The following is a 19,024-nucleotide window of genomic DNA, read 5'->3' as shown; positions in this document are numbered from 1 at the left end:
GAATAAGGTTATTTCAGATTACATCACTGAATTCCTAAGATAAATTAGTGAACACAACCATAGATATGTCGAATGTAATTTCCTGTAGCATTAATGACACATAAATATGAATAGCCATAATTTCTATTGCTTAAGCAGGATGCAAGAAACCAATTTTTTCATAGAGGTTAACTAATGGACTTAGAAAATAAATTCTCATATCATTTTCTTGAGGAATTAACGCTCACGGAAGATGGAATTCTTACTCAAGGAAATGAGCAAGTTTATATTCCACAGAAAGAGTTAGGTGTATTAATAGTATTACTTGAATCCGCTGGTCATGTTGTACTGAAAGATATGATCATCGAATCAGTATGGAAAAATATTATTGTTAGTGACGAGTCCCTGACAAGATGTATCTATTCTTTGCGCTGCATTTTTGAAAAAATTGGCTATGATCGTTGCATAGAAACAATCTACCGGAAAGGTTATCGTTTCAGCGAGCAGGTTTTCAAAACTAAAATTAATGAAGATAATACTTCAGACTATTCCATAGCTATATTCCCTTTCACTACTTCATTGAATACACTGGATCCATTAATACTTAATCAGGAATTAGTGCAAATCATTTCAAATAAAAAAATCGATGGTCTCTATACCTATCCGATGGCTGCGACAAATTTTTGTAATGATCACATATCTCAAAATTCATTCTTGAGCAGATTCAAGCCAGATTATTTCGTTACAGGAAGAATAAACCAGAATAATGCAGTGAACACTTTATACATTGAGTTGATCGACGCTAAAAACCTTTTCCTCATCGCCAGTAATCATCTCCCTGTTGATGAACTACATAATACATCACAATTTATTATAGATAATATCCTTCAAACGGTACATAAACCAGAACGATCTGTAAGATTAGCTAAGCAGGACCAAGGATATAAGAATCATTATTTATCAGATGAAATGTTAGCCGGAAAGAAAGAACTTTACGACTTCACCCCTGAAAGCATTTACAGGGCCATGACTATATTTGATAGATTACAAAATAAAAGTGATATACAGACGCTAAAAACAGAATGTTATTGCCTTCTAGCGGAATGCCATATGTCTTTGGCACTTCATGGAAAAAGTGAACTTGAACTTGCTGCTCAAAAAGCATTAGAGCTTTTAGATTATGTATCAGACATAACCACTGTCGATGGAAAAATTTTAGCTATTATGGGACTGATAACTGGTCTGTCTGGACAAGCAAAAGTATCTCATATCTTATTTGAACAGGCTAAGATACACTCAACTGATATAGCCTCTCTCTACTACTATAGGGCACTAGTCCACTTTCATAATGAAAAAATTGAAGAGGCAAGGATTTGTATAGACAAATCACTACAACTCGAACCCAGAAGACGAAAAGCAGTTGTGATAAAAGAATGTGTAGATATGTATGTGCCTAACCCGCTCAAAAACAACATTAAACTCTACTATAAAGAAACTGAGAGTGAAAGCCATCGAGTTATAATTGACAACATTTTGAAATTAAAGCAGCTGACGAGAATTTGTATGCGATAAATTTTTATTGACGCAATTTTATTATTTAGATGTATGCAACTTGTTATTTAAACAACAGAGATAAAAATATCTAAGATATTCACCTTATTGCAAGGTATTTAAAATGCTCTAGAGTTAAAAGTATGATGTAAAGACCATTGGCCTGGACAATTAAAAAAGGGAGCTTTATGACTAATCCAATCGGTATCAATAATTTATCTCAAAGTTCAAATATAGCGAATGCAACGGGTGATGAAGTCGTATCATTAGATAAACACATCAACACCAGTGCTACTGATACAGATCAAATACAAGCATTTATAGTTTCAACATGGATGGCGTCTTTTCAAAATGATATGTATTCAGAAGATAATCCTATCTCACCTTACTATAAAATTGAATGGTAGACGATTGACCAAATAAATCATAACGAGATACTTTTATAATAGTATCTCGTTCCTTTCATTCAATCCTCACACATGAAAAAATATGCACTCACCAAAAGTTAAATTCTTAACCATCTTCACGTTTTGTATATTTATTACAAACAGTCTTTCGCCAGCAACTCTTGCTCTAATGAAGCAGGAACAATGTTCAGAATCGAACCAAATTTAATTAAAGCTATCGCTCTTGTTGAAAGCAATCTAAAAAAGGATAGCATAGGCAAGAACAGAGATAAGAATAACAATATAAAGAGTTTAGATTATGGGTTAATGCAGATAAACCAGATGCATATTCCCCTGTTAAAAAAACGTGGAATAATAAAAGATGAACGAGATTTGTTAGATAACCCTTGTCTGAACATTAAAATAGGAACCGAGATTTTATATAACCATTTTTCACGTTGTGGAGTAACGTGGCAATGCCTGGGGACTTATAATGCGGGTTTTGCAATGGATAACCAAAAAAAGAGACAGCAATATGCCCCAAAATATATATTGTATATACCAGGCTTAATGAACTAGACAATCGTAAGGCTTCAGCAAAATGAGCCTAAAGCCTCTTTTTTTATATAGTGCAAACACCCATACGTAAAGCTGTTTTGATCAACTCGATACCACTGTGAACATCTAATTTCTTCATGATATTGAGTCTATGAGTTTCGATTGTTTTCCTGCTTAACTGCAAGAAATTAGCGATTTCTTTGTTTGTTTTACCATCAGCTATGAGTTGTAATATTTCTGACTCACGATTTGTAAGTTGATTATCAGAGGAATACCTGGAAGATATTTTTTCACAATCCATATGTACACTATCAAAATAAGTGTAACCATTACTAATCGAATCAATAGCACGATTTAGTTTCGCCGGGTGACTGGTTTTCCATACGCATCCTTTCGCACCTGCTTCAAGCAATTTTATTGAATCAATATACGGCATCTTTGCTACAAATGTAATAATATGAGCATCTATCTTATGCGATTTAACCCATTTTACGAGTTCGGACCCCATCATTCCACCTGCAAATTCTCCTAAAATAAATATTTGGGCTGTAGATTTGTTACACTCCGCTATAGCTTTCTTCAGATCTTTATAGCCCCCAACAACCTCATATAAATCAGGATAATGTCCGAGAAATCCAATTATCCCATCAATCATAAACGGCTGCTGATCTGAAACTACAATTTTAATTTTTCCCATATATTCATCCTGAGTGTAAATGCTTTAACGTATTCATTTATAATCATCCCTTCCATTATTATAAGCAAAATCCAAAGAATACATTGATGAAATAATAATGAAATATAATTAAAAATAAAATTTTTGCGTAAAAAAATACCACAGGCATTAAAAAATAATGAGATGATTAAAATATTACAATTAGATTATATTCAAATCATTAAACCTGAGCCAGTGAGCTATAAGTCCTCAGGGCTTGCCAAAACAGAATTATTCATATCCAAAGAATGTGTTTCAAACATTTTTTCAACTAAATAATGTCTGGCTTGTTCGCAGATTTCGTTAACCTTGTCAGGGGAGAAACAATGATTATTAATTAAATATTGCTCACAATTATCCACAAATTCCTGCGGACTAAATTCAGCAATAAATTGATCGGTAAAAAACACAAAACGCTTATCATCATGAAATGTAATATGGACATTCCATATTGATTTGTCGACAAAATATGACTCTACTTCAAGATACTTATCTTTGAAACTGGTAGGTATATAGAGATTTACAGGACCTGATATTGCCGGTAATTTTTTTCTCCAACTTTCAAAAATTTTGATAAAAACATCAACTTCCTCTGAGGATTTTAACAATATACTCTTCAGATCGTTTATCATGTTTATTCTTTTTTTTCTAGTTCTGAGCTCAACAAGCTTATCAAGGGTATAAAATTATCCATCACATCAATAATGCCTTTTGTATAGCCATCATAATAACCTTGAATAAATTTTTCTTCTCTCTTTACCTCAATGCTCTGAATTTTTGCGTTGGTTTCAATAAGGATATTTTCTTTAAGAGAAACTATTTCTTTCAATCCATCAGAAATTTTTTTTAATCACAACACCATTTGCAGGAGATTTTATCAAGCTCATCTCTATTTTTTTTCGCATAAAATGTATTTCTCTCTAAAAGAGTTGATGCAAGTGGTAACGGCAATTGTATGTGATCAACAAAATCAGGAAATAATAAATTAAATCGTTGCTGCATTGCCAATGGTTGTTGCCTTATATAGGGTAACAACGTTGAAAAACCACATGTGATGATATTGTGATAGTTAGCGATGCCGGGTTTGTATCGTGCCTTTTCATTTATTTCCACCGGTATAGCTGATAAATAATCCCTTAGCACAGCAGGAACCTTATAAAAAAATCCGCGTTCTGCAAACCTTTCTCGATAAAAGTGATAACCACTGAATAAACAGATCAATGGAAATAAATTCCAATTGTTTATGTATTAAATAAGTGAACTATTCAGATTAAAATGTTCAACTGAAAGATTGTACTGCAGAACAATCATTTCATTGGTAATAGATCTAAGCACCGGATTGTTAATAGGTGTATTATTCAAGCTTACTCGTTGAGGATGAATACAACTAATTGGATCATATATAATCTTTCTTAGGGCAAGATTCATAACGCTCTCATATGTCTACTTAATTTTCAACCTGACTAAATTAGTTAGAATGGCCCTATATTTCCATAACAGCCAGCAAGTCGCTACGGATATTAATGCAAGTAAGATAGAAACCGGCATAGCCTTATCATAAGCAAAAACAAGTTCGCTAATTTCATATGTTGGTGCTTGCTCAGTAATGTCTCTTCGTTTTGACAATACAACAGAAATATTTTCATATTGTACGCTTGCAAAACTATTAACAATAAATCTCTTGATGTCATTTATTTTTATTTCTGGGTTGATATCTTTTTCATATACTGCAAGTACAGAAATATGAATTGGTAAAGCAGTTTTACCACTATCGCCATTATCAACATCGTAACTAACATGTACTCTCGAAGAAATAATGCCATCCATAATTTTGAGAGATTGCTCTAACCACTGCTCAATAGCAGAATATAGCCTTGCTTTTTCCGCTCGTGGAGATGAAACGAGTGCATCTGCAGGGAACATCTGCGATATTTGAATATCAGGCTTACCCGGGAGATTGTAGATTTTTAGCCAATCCACCGCAGAAGCAAAATCCGTTGGTTCAACATAGATTGAGAATCCAGTTTTGCCTTGATCCTTCTTTTCAGCATTAATATTATGTCTTTGTAAAACAGCAAGGACATCATTAGCTTGCTGTTGATCAAGATGGTTCAATAATTCCTGCTGCTTGCAGCCGCACAACAGCAGGATAAACAATAATAATGATATATATTTCATGAGCGGGTCAACGTCTCAACTGCAGCGACAATCTTTCTTGCTAATGTTCCCACCAATGAAACCTCGACATTATAATTAAGCACATGATCCTGCAAGACTAATAATTTTTCAGGAGTTAACCCCTTTTTATCAGACCTTAATGCTTGTAACGCATTTTGCTGCCAATTTTCAGTTTGTACAGCATAGTTGGCAAAAGCGGAGATCATTTTATCATCCGGGTTGTCAAGATTGAGAACCCGGTCATTTAAATCAATCACTTTCGCTTGCTGTATTTCATGAGCAGTTGATTGCTCAGCTCTATCAATAGGTGGCATATTGCTTACTGACATAATAAAATCCTTATCCAGTTTAGCGGAAGTTTTGTATGATTGCTGAATCAAGATCTTTATACGCTTTTACAACGTTAGATTGCGCATTTCGATATAATGTATACTCAGCTAATGCACTTTGATATTCGGCAAGAAATTTCGGGTCGGAGGGATTGGTTGCTAAAACCTCCAACGCTTTTTCAACTTGCTGGTTCAGATCATCAACGCCCTGATCAAATTGTTTGCTGATATCCATAATATAACCATTCCAATCTGCTATAAGTCCTCCTCAATTATTCCTGAAACGTCCAGTTGCTACCTTGAGACTTCTCGAATCGGTTATCTCCGTAGCTAAATGAACTATTATATGTGTCCTGATTTTTCAAATTCACATTAAATCTTACATATTGTTTACCCCATTGTTTATAATATTCGTCAACATAGTTATTAATTTTATTTAATTCACTGTCACTTAACGTACCAATGATATTGAAATACACATTGTTAGCTGTTTTATATTTTTCATAAGAAAGACCTATCGCTGACAATGTTTCAATAGCCTGACTTTCCAATACATTATCATCTAATACCGCAATACTTATATTGCTGGCATATGGCATAGTTTGTAGTAACCCTTTAATAAGATTGTCGATTAGTTGCTGTGTGATAGCATTCCGTTGCTTACTCACGGTCAGTCTGGGATTACTGGCATCTAATAGCTGAAGTTTAAAATATTGTAAATCAGGGAAATTATCAGCAAGCCATGAAAAAATTCGTATCGATTCATCATCAGGATTTATCACCCGTACTGGCTTTCCAGGTTGATTTTTTTCCAGTGCTTGTTTGACCCAGACTGCTTCATCCAAACTATTGGTATTGATATAGATAACATGATCTCTACCATATAAAATTTCATAATTCCTGTTTTTGTTTACAAGAATTTTATCGATATGTCTCAGCTGCGGATCATTACTGGCATTAACAATATAAAAAGCAAAGAAAATGATAGCAAAAAGAAAAAAAAGCATTACATACTTAAACAGCTTACTGCTAAAGAAATGTTGTTTTGTAGAAATAATGTTATTTTCAATAATGCCTGGCAATGAATACTGCCAAACTTCATTTTTTTCTTTTACAGCAAATTTGAGACCTAAAACTTCTACTTGCTGATTGAATGTTAACGTTCTATCTTCAGGTTCTTGTGCTGTTAATTCTCTGATTGTTACTACTATATCAGGGTCGGTAGTAATTATTATCTCAAAACTACCTGTAAGCTCGCCATAAGGAACGACTATTGTGTTTTCTGGTAACTCAGAAAAAGCATCACTTCTTCCTAACGAAACATCATTACCAATGATAACAAGTAGACGCCCATTAAGTATTTCATACTCGCATCCATTCAATGGTCCGCTCAACAAACGAATGGCATAAGATTCCAATAAGTCTTGTGATAAGAATTTATCATTATTTTCCATGAATACCCCCCGCTAATTCCATAAGCTCTAGTTTAGAGTAGTGTAACAAGACGGAAATTTCATGACCAAAATATGATGATACAGAATAAAAAATTATAATTTCGAGGACTATTTTAAATGCCTCTATGCATAACTTTATTTACAATTTAAGGTATAAACCCTATTCCCTCAATGTTAAGCAAATATAACAATTACTCTTATTTTAACTTTTACACGTAATATTTACCCTAAATGATTTTAGAGTACAGGTTGGCATATGCAAGTCTTTTCCAGTGATGTCTACTTCACTGTAGGCACTAATGCATTATTAGCATCCCAAAAAGAATATTACAGCGATTTAGTTGCGTTGGTTGATCTTGGGCATTCGTTCGTTGTTATTGATGAGTATCAACATCGAAATCTCAAACCAAATACAGAACCTGTAAACATCCTTTTAAGCAACAATTTCATCAGGATCAATAAGAATATTAGATTATCTGATTTAACGCATTTCCTGATTTCGAATCTTCATACACAAAATGTGTATCCCACACAAGAACCACTTACCCATGATGATATAGATATCCTGCGGTTATGTGTTTCTTACTCGTTAAAACAAATAGCCATTATTAAAGGAATTGATTATAAAACAGTATCATATCACAAAATAAGAGCCCTAAATAAACTTAACATAAAAGGTACTGTTGAGTTGTTTATAGCACTCTGTGAATGGGATAAACATTATTTTAAACTCCAATCTTGCGTAAGAGAAAGTTGATATGTCATTAGTAGGATATAATAGTAAAATCATAATAACCATCGCGCTGATATCGTTGCTCTCTGCATGCACCAGAGAAAATTCATTAAAGGAGAATCAAAATAAAAGAAGTGGCGAATCCCAAGCGATAGTAGATGCAAGACAGTTCTTTAGCGAACACCCGGAATATATATCTTCAGCAGAACTGGAGCAAAAGCTATATCGCGAATTTGCACAGGTTACTACAGTTCCAGCTTATAAAGAGATGAGTATGTATCAATTGCTTGTCATTTCATAAGATCGTTTAACTCATTAAATAATGAATCTACACGGTTTTTGCGTGTAGATTCTTATAAATTTCTGACTACGACAGATGTTTAATTTTTTAAATTATCGTCTTTATTCTCGATTTCTTTCTCTTCACCTTCAATGAATTTATCTTCTGAAGAGAGCTGTTCATCTGGAACAGGTTGTCCAGCATTCTCCACATCTTCAAGCCACAGCAGAAGACGTAATATTTCATCTATATTTTCGAAGCTAACATAATCGTAGCGACGATGGGTAGCATAAATTTTTCGTGCTAATTTTTTATCTGTGATAATTGGTATTCCGATTTCCTTTGCATATTTCCTTACGGCTAAGGCTACCTCATTAGTTTCTCTTACAGAAATCAATGGAATAGGTGAAAGATGTGGCTTAAAGTATATCCCTATTGCAATGTGAGTAGGGTTGGCAATCATCAAACGACTATTACTGACATCAGACTTCAATTGCTCAGAAAGAATTTCCTGATGCGCTCTCTGCGTTTAGACTTAATTTCTGGATTTCCTTCTTGCTCCTTGTATTCTCTTTTAACTTCTTGTTTATCCATTTTCATATCTTTCATAAATAAAAAATATTCAGCGATAAAATCAAAAATTAAGACAATTATCATACTGCCGAGACAATACAGTATAAGAAGGAATAGCATCTCTCCCCAATCTGATAATAAAGATATGATATCTCCATCAAGAGTTTTAAAAAGCAGTGATTTATGATTACTCCAAAATACTTTGTTCGCCAATGCAAAAAAAATAATATAAAGAATTGCTTTAACAAATTCTTTTACGGTTTTTAAGCCAAATATACGCTTTAAGCCATTTACTGGATTCAATGAATCAAACTTAAATTTAACAGCTTCAGTTGCTAATTGCATTTTACTTTGAAACCAGGAGACAAGTATTGTTGTGAACATGCAAACCAGCAAAAAAGGAATGATCGTTTTCAACCAACCAACCCCCATAGCTTTAAAATAGTCCCAAATATCTGGTTTAGCGTTATGATCAAGGATGTATTCAAGAATCGACATAATGTGATGCACATCAAAAACATATCCGAGATATAAAGTACCCACAAGCATTATTACAGAGATGGTTAAGTCTCTACTTTTTAGAACTTGCCCTTTTTTAGAAGCATCCTGGAGTTTCTTTGTGTTGGCTTTTCAGTTTTATTGGCCATGAAACACTCTATTTCTCAATGTATAGTTGCAATTGTTCTGGGAAAAAGGATAACGGCATTACTCGTTCAGCCAGTATTGGGCCAAAATAAATAATTAATATTAAAAATGCCAGCGCACTTTTGACAGTCAGTGAAATGGCAAAAGCATTTAGTTGTGAAGCATAACGTGCCAGCAATCCCAGGACAGCCTCACCGCCCAGCATAACGGCAATCACGGGACTTGCGTAAACGATAGTATGAGTCATTATGTTATTAATATATGAGAATAAAGGCTCTAATTTAGGAAAATTAAAATTGCCTGAAGGCCATAAATTATAACTTTGCCAAAGAGTTTCCAGAATAAAGTTCAATCCACCGTTAGTAAGATAAACCGCTGCAGAGAATAGGTTAAATAATCTTGCTAATTCCGAAGTATCGACACCTGTAGCAGGATCCAAAGTACTACTTAACGTTGCACCACGTTGGTTATCGATAAAACTACCTATAGCAAGGAAAATCCAAAACGGGGATGATAATAAGCAAGCAATGAACAGCCCTATGATAATTTCTCTGGCAGCAAACAAAGCGATATCGATTTCATTTAAGGTCGATAATTCATAGTGGTAATGCTGAACTAATGCACATGATACCACTATTATTATTGGATGACGGACTACTGTTGGTATATTCCCACTGGCGAAAAATGGTAACAAATAGAAAGTTGGTGCCAATCGGCAAAAACCGAGCGCTGTAGCAGCCAGCAGACTATGCAACTGATAGAGTATCGCCTCCCCCATCCTATCCTCTCGCGAATGCTAAATTCAGCATTTCGATACCAAACGAATATAATTTTTCACCATACCATCCGCTCATTAAAAAAAAGCAAATACTTACGCATAATAATTTGACGCCAAATGGCAACGTCTGTTCTTGTAACTGTGTTACCGTTTGAAAAAGCCCTACCAATAAACCAACAAATGTCGCAACTGCAATAGGTCCTGCAGACATAACTAAAATCAGATACAGCGCCCTATTCCCCGCAAAAACAATATCGTCCATATTTTTTTCTCAGGGATTAATGGATAGGTCAAAATATTGTAAAATGAGTCCTTTTGATAACATTGTCCAACCGTCCATCGCGACAAACAAAATTAATTTTATCGGTGTAGATATGGTTACCGGACTCATCATCATCATACCTAACGTTAACAGAACGCTGGATATAACCAGATCCACTACAACAAAGGGTAAATAGATATAAAAACCTATAATAAATGCACTTTTTATCTCACTCAATGCATATGCGGGCAGTAACGAGAAAATTGAAATATTATCATCATCGATTATCTCTTCATTGTCTTCAGAACTATTCACCTTCTGAATCTTTTCAAAAAAGCTAACCAACTCAGGTTCAGAATATTTTATCAAATATGATTTATAACCACTCATGCCTGTCTCAACAAAATTAACAACCGACGCTACATTATTGAATGAAAGATTCTCATTCTGACTGTTATAATATATTTCCGTCCCAACCGGCATCATTACAAACATTGACAATAGCAAAGCAACCCCATTAAGTGTCATATTTGATGGCACTTGCTGAAGCCCCAGCGCGTTTCGGACAATAACAAAAACAATCGAGAATTTAATAAAATATGTCCCGGATGCTATTATAAACGGCAATAGTGTAAATAATGTTAGTATAGCTATCAGCGAAATGCTATTTGACATTATTATGCCCTGATAACCAAGAATGAATCTCTACGCTCAATTTATCATCCACTTCAACAAGTTCGCCATAGCCAGTTAGCGCGCCATTTACACGTATTTCTATATTTTTCTCAGATTCAGGAAGCAGAGATATTATTCTTTTTGCACAGAGTTCGTCTATTTCATATAGATTCATTATTTTCTTACCAAGAACAAACTCAATTTTTACAGGCAAGTCTTCAAAACTATTAATCATCTGATCGTCATTTTCATCATAAATCTCACTCTCGTTTTTTTTGATATCAAAATCATCTGTTTCAAAATCTTCCTCGTACTCAAAATGATCAGCCATTTTTAACTCCTCTGGATAAATTAAATCACAAATTTTTGTATTATAAATAACCGCATAAGCCAAATTATTTGAGATTAATAAAACATCACCAACTTCAATATCAATAAGACTTCTGTAACATGTTTTACTAAATCCAATTACAAAATGAATGGACCAATATAATGATTTTTTGTCTAACGCTGGAGCGTTTCCGTATTGACAGACTGTGACTTTATCTAACCAAAGATTCAATTCCCCTGTCCATATTCTTATTAGTGGTTGAGCAGGGCTCAATACTCCATCAAATACTTTACCTACGCGCAAACGATTATATTTTAGTTCAGGATGCTTTAGATTTAACGGGGAACTGGATAAACTGAGCCATTCCCCTATTAACCTTTCCGTTTCTGGCATTAAAGCCATCCCAGCGAGCTCAGATGAAATTAAGGGAAATATTTCTCCAAGCAATACCCATCCAGACCAGCTGCCACTCTCTTCTGCTATCGGTAGCCATTTAGCACTAAATTCGGGCATTAATAATGCAACATCTTCGCCATTTTCTTTCCAATTTTGAAAAGTGGTTTCAAACGTATGAGTGTTTCGATTTACTTTCCTCAGACCGAACATTAACTTTCATCCTTCTGATCGTTTTCGAATTTGCTTTCATTTTCTTGCTCCTCATAAGGCTGATGTCGTTGTCCTTGTCGTTCATCTTGCTCAGTCAATACCCAACGTTGTGCTGTAACTCATTATGAAAACTATTTAATTCCCTCATCATTGATAAGATTGGACATCTCTTTCAACATGAGAGTCATTGAAGCTTTCGACCAATTTAGCGGAATGATAGGGCTTGGCGCTTCATGCAAAGTTCCCGACTTGTGGATATAGTTATAGCTTTCGGGAAGTGCCATTTCTGGTACGCTCCTGCCATTTGCACCAATCATATTCTCGCCTGTTATTTGGGCCAATGATCTATTCATAAATTGCACTGAGTCATTCAAATACTCTTCTTTTCTTGATTCTTTATAAACAATTGCTGCTGATTTTGCATACCATGAGTCAAAAAACCATTCTGCTTCTGTTGATGGAATGAAGCTCTTTTCTCTTTTTGTATGCGAATTTTGATCGGTATCGGTTTTAATATCATTGAACCAAAAATTTGCCGACTGATAATTATCCTTCTCGTATCTTTTTATACCATACGGACCTGCTAGTTTTTTAACTATTTTTAGAACTTGCTCTTTTCTTCTGGTGTTTATCTTTGAAAGATTTGCAGGATAAATAACATTAAGTAAAGCCGCATCGGCTTCTCTGTAATGTTTATCTTTTTCCAGATAACCTGGGGATTCTCCCCCTAAATCAAGCTGTAACGTTATTCTTTCATAACCTTTATCTATGAGGTGGTTCAACCTCGTTGTTGAAAGAGTTTCATCCAGTTCATTGACTTTAGCTTCGCGTAGTAAATCAGAGACAAAAACAGAGTCTTTCTTCGAGAGTAGGTTTGACAAACGTTCCAGTCCAGAGGTCACCAGTGCAACGGAAGATGTGTTTAATCGGGCATCTTCTTCCCATGCTCCGGAATCTTCCATAACATAGAAATTGGCTTTATCCAGATAAGCAATCAGCAGCGCAACCGACTTTAATCGGTCACCTTTTTCCCAATCTTCAGCGTTAATAGTACCAGTGTTGTTTGCTTGTATAAGGAGATCAAGGTAAAGACCTAAAGCATCATTTTGTTTATGGTTCCACAGCTGCGGCTTGCCTTCTTCCTGCACATCTGCCATCACGGGGGAGTTGCTGTCAAATCGGATATGCACAGCATTCATTTGCACGGGAATTCCATCCAGTCGTTTTGGGTTGCTAATGACGTCCTGCATCCGCTTAATCTGGTCGGGCGTAGACATATAATCCCACAGGGTGAGCAGAACCTTTTTTGCGGCTACACTATTTCCCTGATCTGATACTAATGCCATATAGCCCCATAAACTATCCCTCAACCAGACAGCATCATAGTGGGTTTCTGCCGCTGTTTTGTCATCTTCGAAAGTAGAAGCAAGAATAAACGTTCCCCAGGGTTTCTCCGTCAACGTTAACTTTCGTGTGTTTTCTGTTAATGTTAGCAATCCTTGAATTTCGTCTTTGGTATAGTGGCTCTTTATTTCATTTTGTAATTTGGCTGAGTGAATCAAAAGACGATAATTAGGATACTTATCTGGATTTAACGATAAATAACTTTTATCTGTTGCTGCCCCCGTGGAATTAAGAATGTTAAATACAGATTCACTCGTCACTTCTGCCCCTGTCGCCTGGCATGTGCCGCACGAAAATATACCAGCGAGCAGAAGAGTTAATGCAGATTTCCCTTTCATAAAATATTCCATCAATCGTTTGTTAAAAGCGTAGATAACCACTTATTTAACAACTTGAAAATAAGGTGTTTTACCTGGGTTGTTACAAAAGGATTGCATTGCGTAAATGCTTTTTATTTACAACAAAATGGGGAAGTATTACGGCGATTGCGAAAAGTCTGAAGCGATTGAATTAAGATAATATAGAAAATCGGATACAACAAAAATGGCAGGTTGATGAGGTGAAGATAAATTGATTGGAGCGGGCGAAGGGAATCGAACCCTCGTATAGAGCTTGGGAAGCTCTCGTTCTACCATTGAACTACGCCCGCTTCGAGATGCGTAAGGCATTATAAACCTTACGCTCTCCTTAGCAAGTGCCACGCTGCTGACTGCTGATTAATTCGCCATCAGCATTTTGGCTTGCTGCCCTGAGGCGGCAAGTAACGTAGCGGATCAATTGCCGTTGCACGGTAACGAATCTGGAAATGCAGGCGAACAGATGCCGCATCCGTGCTCCCCATAGTGGCGATTTTTTGCCCAGCCTTCACGCTTTGCCCATTATTTACCAGCATCGTGTCATTATGGGCGTAAGCCGTAATGTAATCTTCACTGTGTTTAATCATGATGAGATTACCGTAGCCACGCAGCTGGTTGCCCACATACACCACCTTTCCTGCACCCGCGGCGTAAATAGGTGTACCCCGTGGAGCTGAGATATCAATCCCTTTATTGCCGCCATCTGCTGTCGAATACGGCATGATAACTTTCCCTGTCGTTGGCCATAACCAACAACGTTGCCCTACTGGCGGCCAGGAAGATTTCGGTACCGCTGATGACGGTGTAACCGATGCGGTTTTGGTCGTTGATTTGGCGGTTGATTTACGTGTACTACTGCTACTTTTCGCCCCACCCAGTTTTAGTTTCTGACCTACTTCAATAGTGTAAGGGGGGGAAATGCCGTTCAGTCGCGCCAGTTCTTTTACGCTGGTTCCCGTGGTGCGCGAAATACGATATAGCGTATCCCCCCGTTTCACGGTGTAAACGGAGCCGGAATACGTTCCTGTATCGGATGATTTGCTACCCGAACAGCCCGCCAAAAGCAGTCCAACCGATAACAACATCACGATACCCAGAGATTTTTTATTCAGGCGTCCCGCACTCAAAATCTTTCCTCGCTTAAAAAACAAGACGCCATATCATAGCAGCCAGCCTCTTGATACCCAATCTCTTGCTTCTGGAAAAACGCGGTAATAGAGAAAGAGGTTAATTTCATTTGGCAAAGGGAAGTATCATCAGCAAAATATTCACTGTAGTAGAGGTATCGAAGTTCCTTACTTTTTTACCCTATTTCCCATCCTGATGCGTAATAATCCTAATTTATCACATTGATTTTATCGCCACTCATATTGATACGTATCACTACCCCTATTCAGGGTCCTGTTTCGTATCATATCTGTGTTTTTTTAACGTCATCACACTTCCTTCCTCCCCTAACGCTTATCGTCGTTTCTGGCGTAAATCTTGCCTGCTTAGACTAAATCTTTGCCATAAGAACCAAATGTTCAAATCGAGGGGATTTCTATGGAAGCGCGGGAAGCAACCGCTACAGGTGAATCATGCATGCGCGTCGATGCCATTGCTAAAGTCACCGGGCGGGCACGATATACTGACGATTATGTTATGGCGGGCATGTGTTATGCGAAATATGTACGTAGCCCTATCGCACATGGTTATGCCGTAAGTATTAATGATGAACAAGCCAGAAGTTTACCAGGCGTACTGGCGATTTTTACCTGGGAAGATGTGCCTGATATCCCATTCGCTACAGCTGGGCATGCATGGACACTTGACGAAAACAAGCGCGATACCGCCGATCGCGCACTGCTAACTCGCCATGTTCGTCATCATGGTGACGCCGTTGCCATCGTCGTGGCCCGCGATGAACTCACGGCAGAAAAAGCGGCGCAATTGGTCAGCATTGAGTGGCAAGAATTACCCGTTATCACCACGCCAGAAGCGGCGCTGGCAGAGGACGCTGCACCAATCCATAACGGCGGCAATTTACTGAAACAAAGTACGATGTCGACGGGCAATGTCCAACAAACAATCGATGCCGCCGACTACCAGGTACAGGGGCACTATCAGACTCCCGTTATTCAACATTGTCACATGGAAAGCGTAACATCGCTGGCGTGGATGGAGGATGACTCGCGAATTACCATCGTTTCCAGCACCCAGATCCCGCACATTGTTCGCCGCGTGGTTGGTCAGGCGCTGGATATTCCCTGGTCATGCGTACGAGTCATCAAACCATTTGTCGGTGGCGGTTTTGGTAATAAACAGGATGTACTGGAAGAGCCAATGGCGGCATTCCTGACCAGCAAGCTTGGCGGCATTCCGGTGAAAGTTTCCCTTAGCCGTGAAGAGTGTTTCCTCGCAACCCGTACCCGCCACGCTTTTACTATTGACGGGCAAATGGGCGTGAACCGCGACGGAACATTGAAAGGTTATAGTCTGGATGTTCTGTCTAACACCGGCGCTTATGCATCTCACGGGCACTCCATCGCTTCTGCGGGGGGGAATAAAGTCGCTTACCTTTATCCTCGTTGTGCCTACGCTTACAGTTCAAAGACCTGCTATACCAACCTCCCCTCGGCTGGTGCGATGCGTGGTTATGGCGCGCCACAAGTCGTATTTGCCGTTGAGTCTATGCTTGATGACGCCGCGACAGCGTTAGGTATTGATCCTGTTGAAATTCGTTTACGCAACGCCGCCCGCGAAGGAGATGCTAATCCGCTCACGGGCAAACGTATTTACAGCGCAGGGTTGCCGGAGTGTCTTGAAAAAGGCCGGAAAATCTTTGAATGGGAAAAACGCCGTGCAGAATGCCAGAACCAGCAAGGCAATTTACGCCGCGGCGTTGGCGTCGCCTGTTTTAGCTACACCTCTAATACCTGGCCTGTCGGCGTAGAAATAGCAGGCGCGCGCCTTCTGATGAATCAGGATGGAACCATCAACGTGCAAAGCGGCGCGACGGAAATCGGTCAGGGTGCCGACACCGTCTTCTCGCAAATGGTGGCAGAAACCGTGGGGGTTCCGGTCAGCGACGTTCGCGTTATTTCAACACAAGATACCGACGTTACGCCGTTCGATCCCGGCGCATTTGCCTCACGCCAGAGCTATGTTGCTGCGCCTGCGCTGCGCAGTGCGGCACTGTTATTAAAAGAGAAAATCATCGCTCACGCCGCAGTCATGCTACATCAGTCAGCGATGAATCTGACCCTGATAAAAGGCCATATCGTGCTGGTTGAACGACCGGAAGAGCCGTTAATGTCGTTAAAAGATTTGGCGATGGACGCTTTCTACCACCCTGAACGCGGCGGGCAGCTCTCTGCTGAAAGCTCCATCAAAACCACCACTAACCCACCGGCGTTTGGCTGTACCTTTGTTGATCTGACGGTCGATATTGCACTGTGCAAAGTCACCATCAACCGCATCCTCAACGTTCATGATTCGGGGCATATTCTAAATCCGCTGCTGGCAGAAGGTCAGGTACACGGCGGAATGGGAATGGGCATTGGCTGGGCGCTATTTGAAGAGATGATCATCGATGCGAAAAGCGGCGTGGTCCGTAACCCCAATCTGCTGGATTACAAAATGCCGACCATGCCGGATCTGCCACAACTGGAAAGCGCGTTCGTCGAAATCAATGAACCGCAATCCGCATACGGACATAAGTCACTGGGTGAGCCACCAATAATTCCTGTTGCCGCAGCTATTCGTAACGCGGTGAAGATGGCTACCGGTGTTGCAATCAATACACTGCCGCTGACGCCAAAACGGTTATATGAAGAGTTTCATCTGGCAGGATTGATTTGAGGATAACATCATGTTTGATTTTGCTTCTTACCATCGCGCAGCAACCCTTGCCGATGCCATCAACCTGCTGGCTGACAACCCGCAGGCCAAACTGCTCGCCGGTGGTACTGACGTACTGATTCAGCTCCACCATCACAATGACCGTTATCGCCATATTGTTGATATTCATAATCTGGCGGAGCTGCGGGGAATTACGCTGGCGGAAGATGGCTCGCTACGTATCGGCTCTGCAACGACATTTACCCAGCTAATAGAAGATTCTATAACTCAACGTCATCTCCCGGCGTTATGTGCTGCGGCCTCGTCCATTGCCGGACCGCAGATCCGTAACGTCGCTACCTACGGTGGAAATATTTGCAACGGTGCCACCAGCGCAGATTCTGCCACGCCAACGCTAATTTATGACGCAAAGCTGGAGATCCACTCCCCACGCGGTGTTCGTTTCGTCCCGATTAATGGCTTTCACACTGGGCCAGGCAAAGTGTCTCTTGAGCATGACGAAATCCTTGTCGCCTTTCATTTTCCGCCCCAGCCGAAAGAACACGCGGGCAGCGCGCATTTTAAATATGCCATGCGCGACGCAATGGATATTTCAACGATTGGCTGCGCCGCACATTGCCGACTGGATAACGGCAATTTCAGCGAATTACGTCTGGCATTTGGTGTTGCCGCGCCAACGCCGATTCGCTGCCAACATGCCGAACAGACTGCACAAAATGCGCCATTAAACCTGCAAACGCTGGAAGCTATCAGCGAATCTGTCCTGCAAGATGTCGCCCCGCGTTCTTCATGGCGGGCCAGTAAAGAGTTTCGTCTGCATCTCATCCAGACGATGACCAAAAAAGTGATTAGCGAAGCCGTCGCCGCGGCGGGGGGAAAATTGCAATGAATCACAGCGAAACAATTACCATCGAATGCACCATTAACGGGATGCCTTTTCAGCTTCATGCCGCACCAGGCACGCCGCTCTCGGAATTACTCCGCGAACAAGGACTGCTAAGTGTCAAACAAGGGTGCTGCGTGGGTGAATGTGGTGCCTGTACGGTGCTGGTCGACGGCACAGCAATAGACAGTTGCTTATACCTTGCCGCCTGGGCTGAAGGAAAAGAGATCCGCACGCTGGAAGGTGAAGCGAAAGGCGGAAAACTTTCTCATGTTCAGCAGGCTTATGCGAAATCCGGCGCAGTGCAGTGCGGGTTTTGTACGCCTGGCCTGATTATGGCTACCACGGCAATGCTGGCGAAACCACGCGAGAAGCCATTAACCATTACGGAAATTCGTCGCGGACTGGCGGGAAATCTTTGTCGCTGCACGGGGTATCAGATGATTGTAAATACAGTTCTGGATTGCGAGAAAACGAAGTAAAAGGATATCCGGCCTGAATTCAG

At 39.3% G+C, this 19,024-nt stretch carries 19 protein-coding genes, 1 tRNA gene and 5 pseudogenes; 8 read left to right on the top strand and 17 right to left on the bottom strand.

Translation table 11 applies throughout. The features are described 5' to 3' along the window. Positions 1-174 precede the first annotated feature (174 nt). The 3 genes and pseudogenes from ygeH (at position 175) to AB4H76_RS05095 (ending at position 2,521) form a co-directional block, all read left to right on the top strand. A complete protein-coding gene (ygeH, locus tag AB4H76_RS05105) occupies positions 175-1,551 on the top strand; it encodes a HilA family transcriptional regulator YgeH (protein ID WP_121689815.1) in 1,377 nt (458 codons plus the stop codon). A 167-nt stretch (positions 1,552-1,718) separates the two neighbouring features. Continuing rightward, positions 1,719-1,937 carry a protein YgeI gene (gene ygeI / locus AB4H76_RS05100; protein WP_000184092.1) on the top strand — a complete coding sequence of 73 codons (219 nt, stop codon included), beginning with the start codon at positions 1,719-1,721 and terminating at the stop codon, positions 1,935-1,937. 82 nt (positions 1,938-2,019) lie between these two features. Further along, a pseudogene (locus AB4H76_RS05095) lies at positions 2,020-2,521 on the top strand (lytic transglycosylase domain-containing protein). Between the two features lie 17 nt (positions 2,522-2,538). Here AB4H76_RS05095 and AB4H76_RS05090 read toward each other — a convergent pair. The 8 genes and pseudogenes from AB4H76_RS05090 to AB4H76_RS05055 all read right to left on the bottom strand — a co-directional run bounded on the left by AB4H76_RS05090 (position 2,539) and on the right by AB4H76_RS05055 (position 7,150). Continuing rightward, positions 2,539-3,171: a LuxR C-terminal-related transcriptional regulator gene (locus AB4H76_RS05090; protein ID WP_077491648.1), complete on the bottom strand. Its 633-nt coding sequence runs from the start codon at positions 3,169-3,171 to the stop codon at positions 2,539-2,541. A gap of 218 nt (positions 3,172-3,389) precedes the next feature. Beyond that, on the bottom strand, positions 3,390-3,821 hold the full coding sequence (locus AB4H76_RS05085; protein ID WP_000606432.1) for a hypothetical protein: 432 nt from the start codon (positions 3,819-3,821) through the stop codon (positions 3,390-3,392). A 2-nt stretch (positions 3,822-3,823) separates the two neighbouring features. Beyond that, positions 3,824-4,018 (bottom strand): hypothetical protein, encoded by a 195-nt coding sequence (locus tag AB4H76_RS05080; protein ID WP_001352163.1) that lies wholly within the window; start codon positions 4,016-4,018, stop codon positions 3,824-3,826. A gap of 17 nt (positions 4,019-4,035) precedes the next feature. Continuing rightward, a pseudogene (locus AB4H76_RS05075) lies at positions 4,036-4,617 on the bottom strand (type III secretion apparatus protein OrgA/MxiK). 15 nt (positions 4,618-4,632) lie between these two features. Continuing rightward, positions 4,633-5,367, bottom strand: a complete 735-nt coding sequence (locus tag AB4H76_RS05070) for an EscJ/YscJ/HrcJ family type III secretion inner membrane ring protein (RefSeq protein ID WP_077491650.1) — start codon at positions 5,365-5,367, stop codon at positions 4,633-4,635. After that, positions 5,364-5,696, bottom strand: a complete 333-nt coding sequence (sctI, locus tag AB4H76_RS05065; protein ID WP_000116717.1) for a type III secretion system inner rod subunit SctI — start codon at positions 5,694-5,696, stop codon at positions 5,364-5,366. Before sctI ends, AB4H76_RS05070 begins: the two co-directional genes overlap by 4 nt. A 19-nt stretch (positions 5,697-5,715) precedes the next feature. Next, positions 5,716-5,955, bottom strand: a complete 240-nt coding sequence (locus AB4H76_RS05060) for a type III secretion system needle complex protein (protein ID WP_000796273.1) — start codon at positions 5,953-5,955, stop codon at positions 5,716-5,718. A 13-nt stretch (positions 5,956-5,968) separates the two neighbouring features. Then, on the bottom strand, positions 5,969-7,150 hold the full coding sequence (locus AB4H76_RS05055; RefSeq protein WP_077491652.1) for a PrgH/EprH family type III secretion apparatus protein: 1,182 nt from the start codon (positions 7,148-7,150) through the stop codon (positions 5,969-5,971). Positions 7,151-7,406: 256 nt separating this feature from the next. Here AB4H76_RS05055 and AB4H76_RS05050 point away from each other — a divergent pair, with 256 nt between their 5' ends. Next, positions 7,407-7,907: a helix-turn-helix transcriptional regulator gene (locus tag AB4H76_RS05050; RefSeq protein WP_001195873.1), complete on the top strand. Its 501-nt coding sequence runs from the start codon at positions 7,407-7,409 to the stop codon at positions 7,905-7,907. Position 7,908: 1 nt separating this feature from the next. Beyond that, entirely contained in the window at positions 7,909-8,184 is a 276-nt protein-coding gene (locus AB4H76_RS05045; RefSeq protein WP_000060551.1) for a hypothetical protein, read from the top strand. Between the two features lie 79 nt (positions 8,185-8,263). Here the strand turns inward: AB4H76_RS05045 and AB4H76_RS05040 are convergent. The 9 genes and pseudogenes from AB4H76_RS05040 to actS all read right to left on the bottom strand — a co-directional run bounded on the left by AB4H76_RS05040 (position 8,264) and on the right by actS (position 14,920). Beyond that, positions 8,264-9,383, bottom strand: a pseudogene (locus AB4H76_RS05040) (EscU/YscU/HrcU family type III secretion system export apparatus switch protein). 8 nt (positions 9,384-9,391) lie between these two features. Continuing rightward, positions 9,392-10,159, bottom strand: coding sequence for a type III secretion system export apparatus subunit SctT (sctT, locus tag AB4H76_RS05035; protein ID WP_000503297.1), 768 nt, complete (start codon positions 10,157-10,159; stop codon positions 9,392-9,394). Position 10,160: 1 nt separating this feature from the next. Continuing rightward, on the bottom strand, positions 10,161-10,421 hold the full coding sequence (locus tag AB4H76_RS05030; RefSeq protein ID WP_000341004.1) for an EscS/YscS/HrcS family type III secretion system export apparatus protein: 261 nt from the start codon (positions 10,419-10,421) through the stop codon (positions 10,161-10,163). A 9-nt stretch (positions 10,422-10,430) separates the two neighbouring features. After that, complete coding sequence (locus AB4H76_RS05025) at positions 10,431-11,096, bottom strand: EscR/YscR/HrcR family type III secretion system export apparatus protein (protein WP_053263547.1); 666 nt, start codon at positions 11,094-11,096, stop codon at positions 10,431-10,433. Continuing rightward, a pseudogene (locus AB4H76_RS05020) lies at positions 11,086-12,073 on the bottom strand (YscQ/HrcQ family type III secretion apparatus protein). Before AB4H76_RS05020 ends, AB4H76_RS05025 begins: the two are co-directional and overlap by 11 nt. Further along, positions 12,033-12,152 (bottom strand): annotated as a pseudogene (locus AB4H76_RS05015) (type III secretion protein); the annotation flags it as partial. The pseudogenes AB4H76_RS05020 and AB4H76_RS05015, both read right to left, overlap by 41 nt. Before the next feature lie 12 nt (positions 12,153-12,164). Beyond that, positions 12,165-13,775 (bottom strand): glycoside hydrolase family 15 protein, encoded by a 1,611-nt coding sequence (locus AB4H76_RS05010; protein WP_000676921.1) that lies wholly within the window; start codon positions 13,773-13,775, stop codon positions 12,165-12,167. A 237-nt stretch (positions 13,776-14,012) separates the two neighbouring features. Beyond that, positions 14,013-14,086: transfer RNA gene (locus AB4H76_RS05005), tRNA-Gly, on the bottom strand. Between the two features lie 78 nt (positions 14,087-14,164). Next, the gene (gene actS, locus AB4H76_RS05000; protein ID WP_001272558.1) at positions 14,165-14,920 is read right to left on the bottom strand and encodes an amidase activator ActS; all 756 of its coding nucleotides are present in this window, start codon (positions 14,918-14,920) and stop codon (positions 14,165-14,167) included. A gap of 418 nt (positions 14,921-15,338) precedes the next feature. Here actS and xdhA point away from each other — a divergent pair, with 418 nt between their 5' ends. From xdhA to xdhC, 3 genes are read left to right on the top strand one after another with little or no spacing between them, the layout of a single operon-like run. Beyond that, entirely contained in the window at positions 15,339-17,636 is a 2,298-nt protein-coding gene (gene xdhA, locus AB4H76_RS04995) for a xanthine dehydrogenase molybdenum-binding subunit XdhA (RefSeq protein WP_000388150.1), read from the top strand. Between the two features lie 10 nt (positions 17,637-17,646). Next, a complete protein-coding gene (gene xdhB / locus AB4H76_RS04990; RefSeq protein ID WP_062892434.1) occupies positions 17,647-18,525 on the top strand; it encodes a xanthine dehydrogenase FAD-binding subunit XdhB in 879 nt (292 codons plus the stop codon). After that, positions 18,522-19,001: a xanthine dehydrogenase iron sulfur-binding subunit XdhC gene (gene xdhC / locus AB4H76_RS04985; RefSeq protein ID WP_001016605.1), complete on the top strand. Its 480-nt coding sequence runs from the start codon at positions 18,522-18,524 to the stop codon at positions 18,999-19,001. The genes xdhB and xdhC overlap by 4 nt, the downstream gene beginning before the upstream one ends. The last annotated feature ends 23 nt before the right edge of the window (positions 19,002-19,024 follow it).

It is taken from the genome of Escherichia sp. UTM R2 (assembly GCF_048593455.1).
GTDB classification, from domain to species: Bacteria; Pseudomonadota; Gammaproteobacteria; order Enterobacterales; family Enterobacteriaceae; genus Escherichia; species Escherichia coli.
The sequence above is the reverse complement of the archived record's forward strand: the minus strand, read 5'-3'. Positions and strand labels throughout refer to the sequence as shown.

Bases quoted from the DNA above. Each gene is read 5' to 3' on its own strand.
- ygeH (WP_121689815.1), top strand. From the start codon at position 175: ATGGACTTAGAAAATAAATTCTCATATCATTTTCTTGAGGAATTAACG.
- ygeI (WP_000184092.1), top strand. From the start codon at position 1,719: ATGACTAATCCAATCGGTATCAATAATTTATCTCAAAGTTCAAATATA.
- AB4H76_RS05090 (WP_077491648.1), bottom strand. From the start codon at position 3,171: ATGGGAAAAATTAAAATTGTAGTTTCAGATCAGCAGCCGTTTATGATT.
- AB4H76_RS05085 (WP_000606432.1), bottom strand. From the start codon at position 3,821: ATGATAAACGATCTGAAGAGTATATTGTTAAAATCCTCAGAGGAAGTT.
- AB4H76_RS05070 (WP_077491650.1), bottom strand. From the start codon at position 5,367: ATGAAATATATATCATTATTATTGTTTATCCTGCTGTTGTGCGGCTGC.
- sctI (WP_000116717.1), bottom strand. From the start codon at position 5,696: ATGTCAGTAAGCAATATGCCACCTATTGATAGAGCTGAGCAATCAACT.
- AB4H76_RS05055 (WP_077491652.1), bottom strand. From the start codon at position 7,150: ATGGAAAATAATGATAAATTCTTATCACAAGACTTATTGGAATCTTAT.
- AB4H76_RS05050 (WP_001195873.1), top strand. From the start codon at position 7,407: ATGCAAGTCTTTTCCAGTGATGTCTACTTCACTGTAGGCACTAATGCA.
- AB4H76_RS05045 (WP_000060551.1), top strand. From the start codon at position 7,909: ATGTCATTAGTAGGATATAATAGTAAAATCATAATAACCATCGCGCTG.
- sctT (WP_000503297.1), bottom strand. From the start codon at position 10,159: ATGGGGGAGGCGATACTCTATCAGTTGCATAGTCTGCTGGCTGCTACA.
- AB4H76_RS05030 (WP_000341004.1), bottom strand. From the start codon at position 10,421: ATGGACGATATTGTTTTTGCGGGGAATAGGGCGCTGTATCTGATTTTA.
- AB4H76_RS05025 (WP_053263547.1), bottom strand. From the start codon at position 11,096: ATGTCAAATAGCATTTCGCTGATAGCTATACTAACATTATTTACACTA.
- AB4H76_RS05010 (WP_000676921.1), bottom strand. From the start codon at position 13,775: ATGAAAGGGAAATCTGCATTAACTCTTCTGCTCGCTGGTATATTTTCG.
- xdhA (WP_000388150.1), top strand. From the start codon at position 15,339: ATGGAAGCGCGGGAAGCAACCGCTACAGGTGAATCATGCATGCGCGTC.
- xdhB (WP_062892434.1), top strand. From the start codon at position 17,647: ATGTTTGATTTTGCTTCTTACCATCGCGCAGCAACCCTTGCCGATGCC.
- xdhC (WP_001016605.1), top strand. From the start codon at position 18,522: ATGAATCACAGCGAAACAATTACCATCGAATGCACCATTAACGGGATG.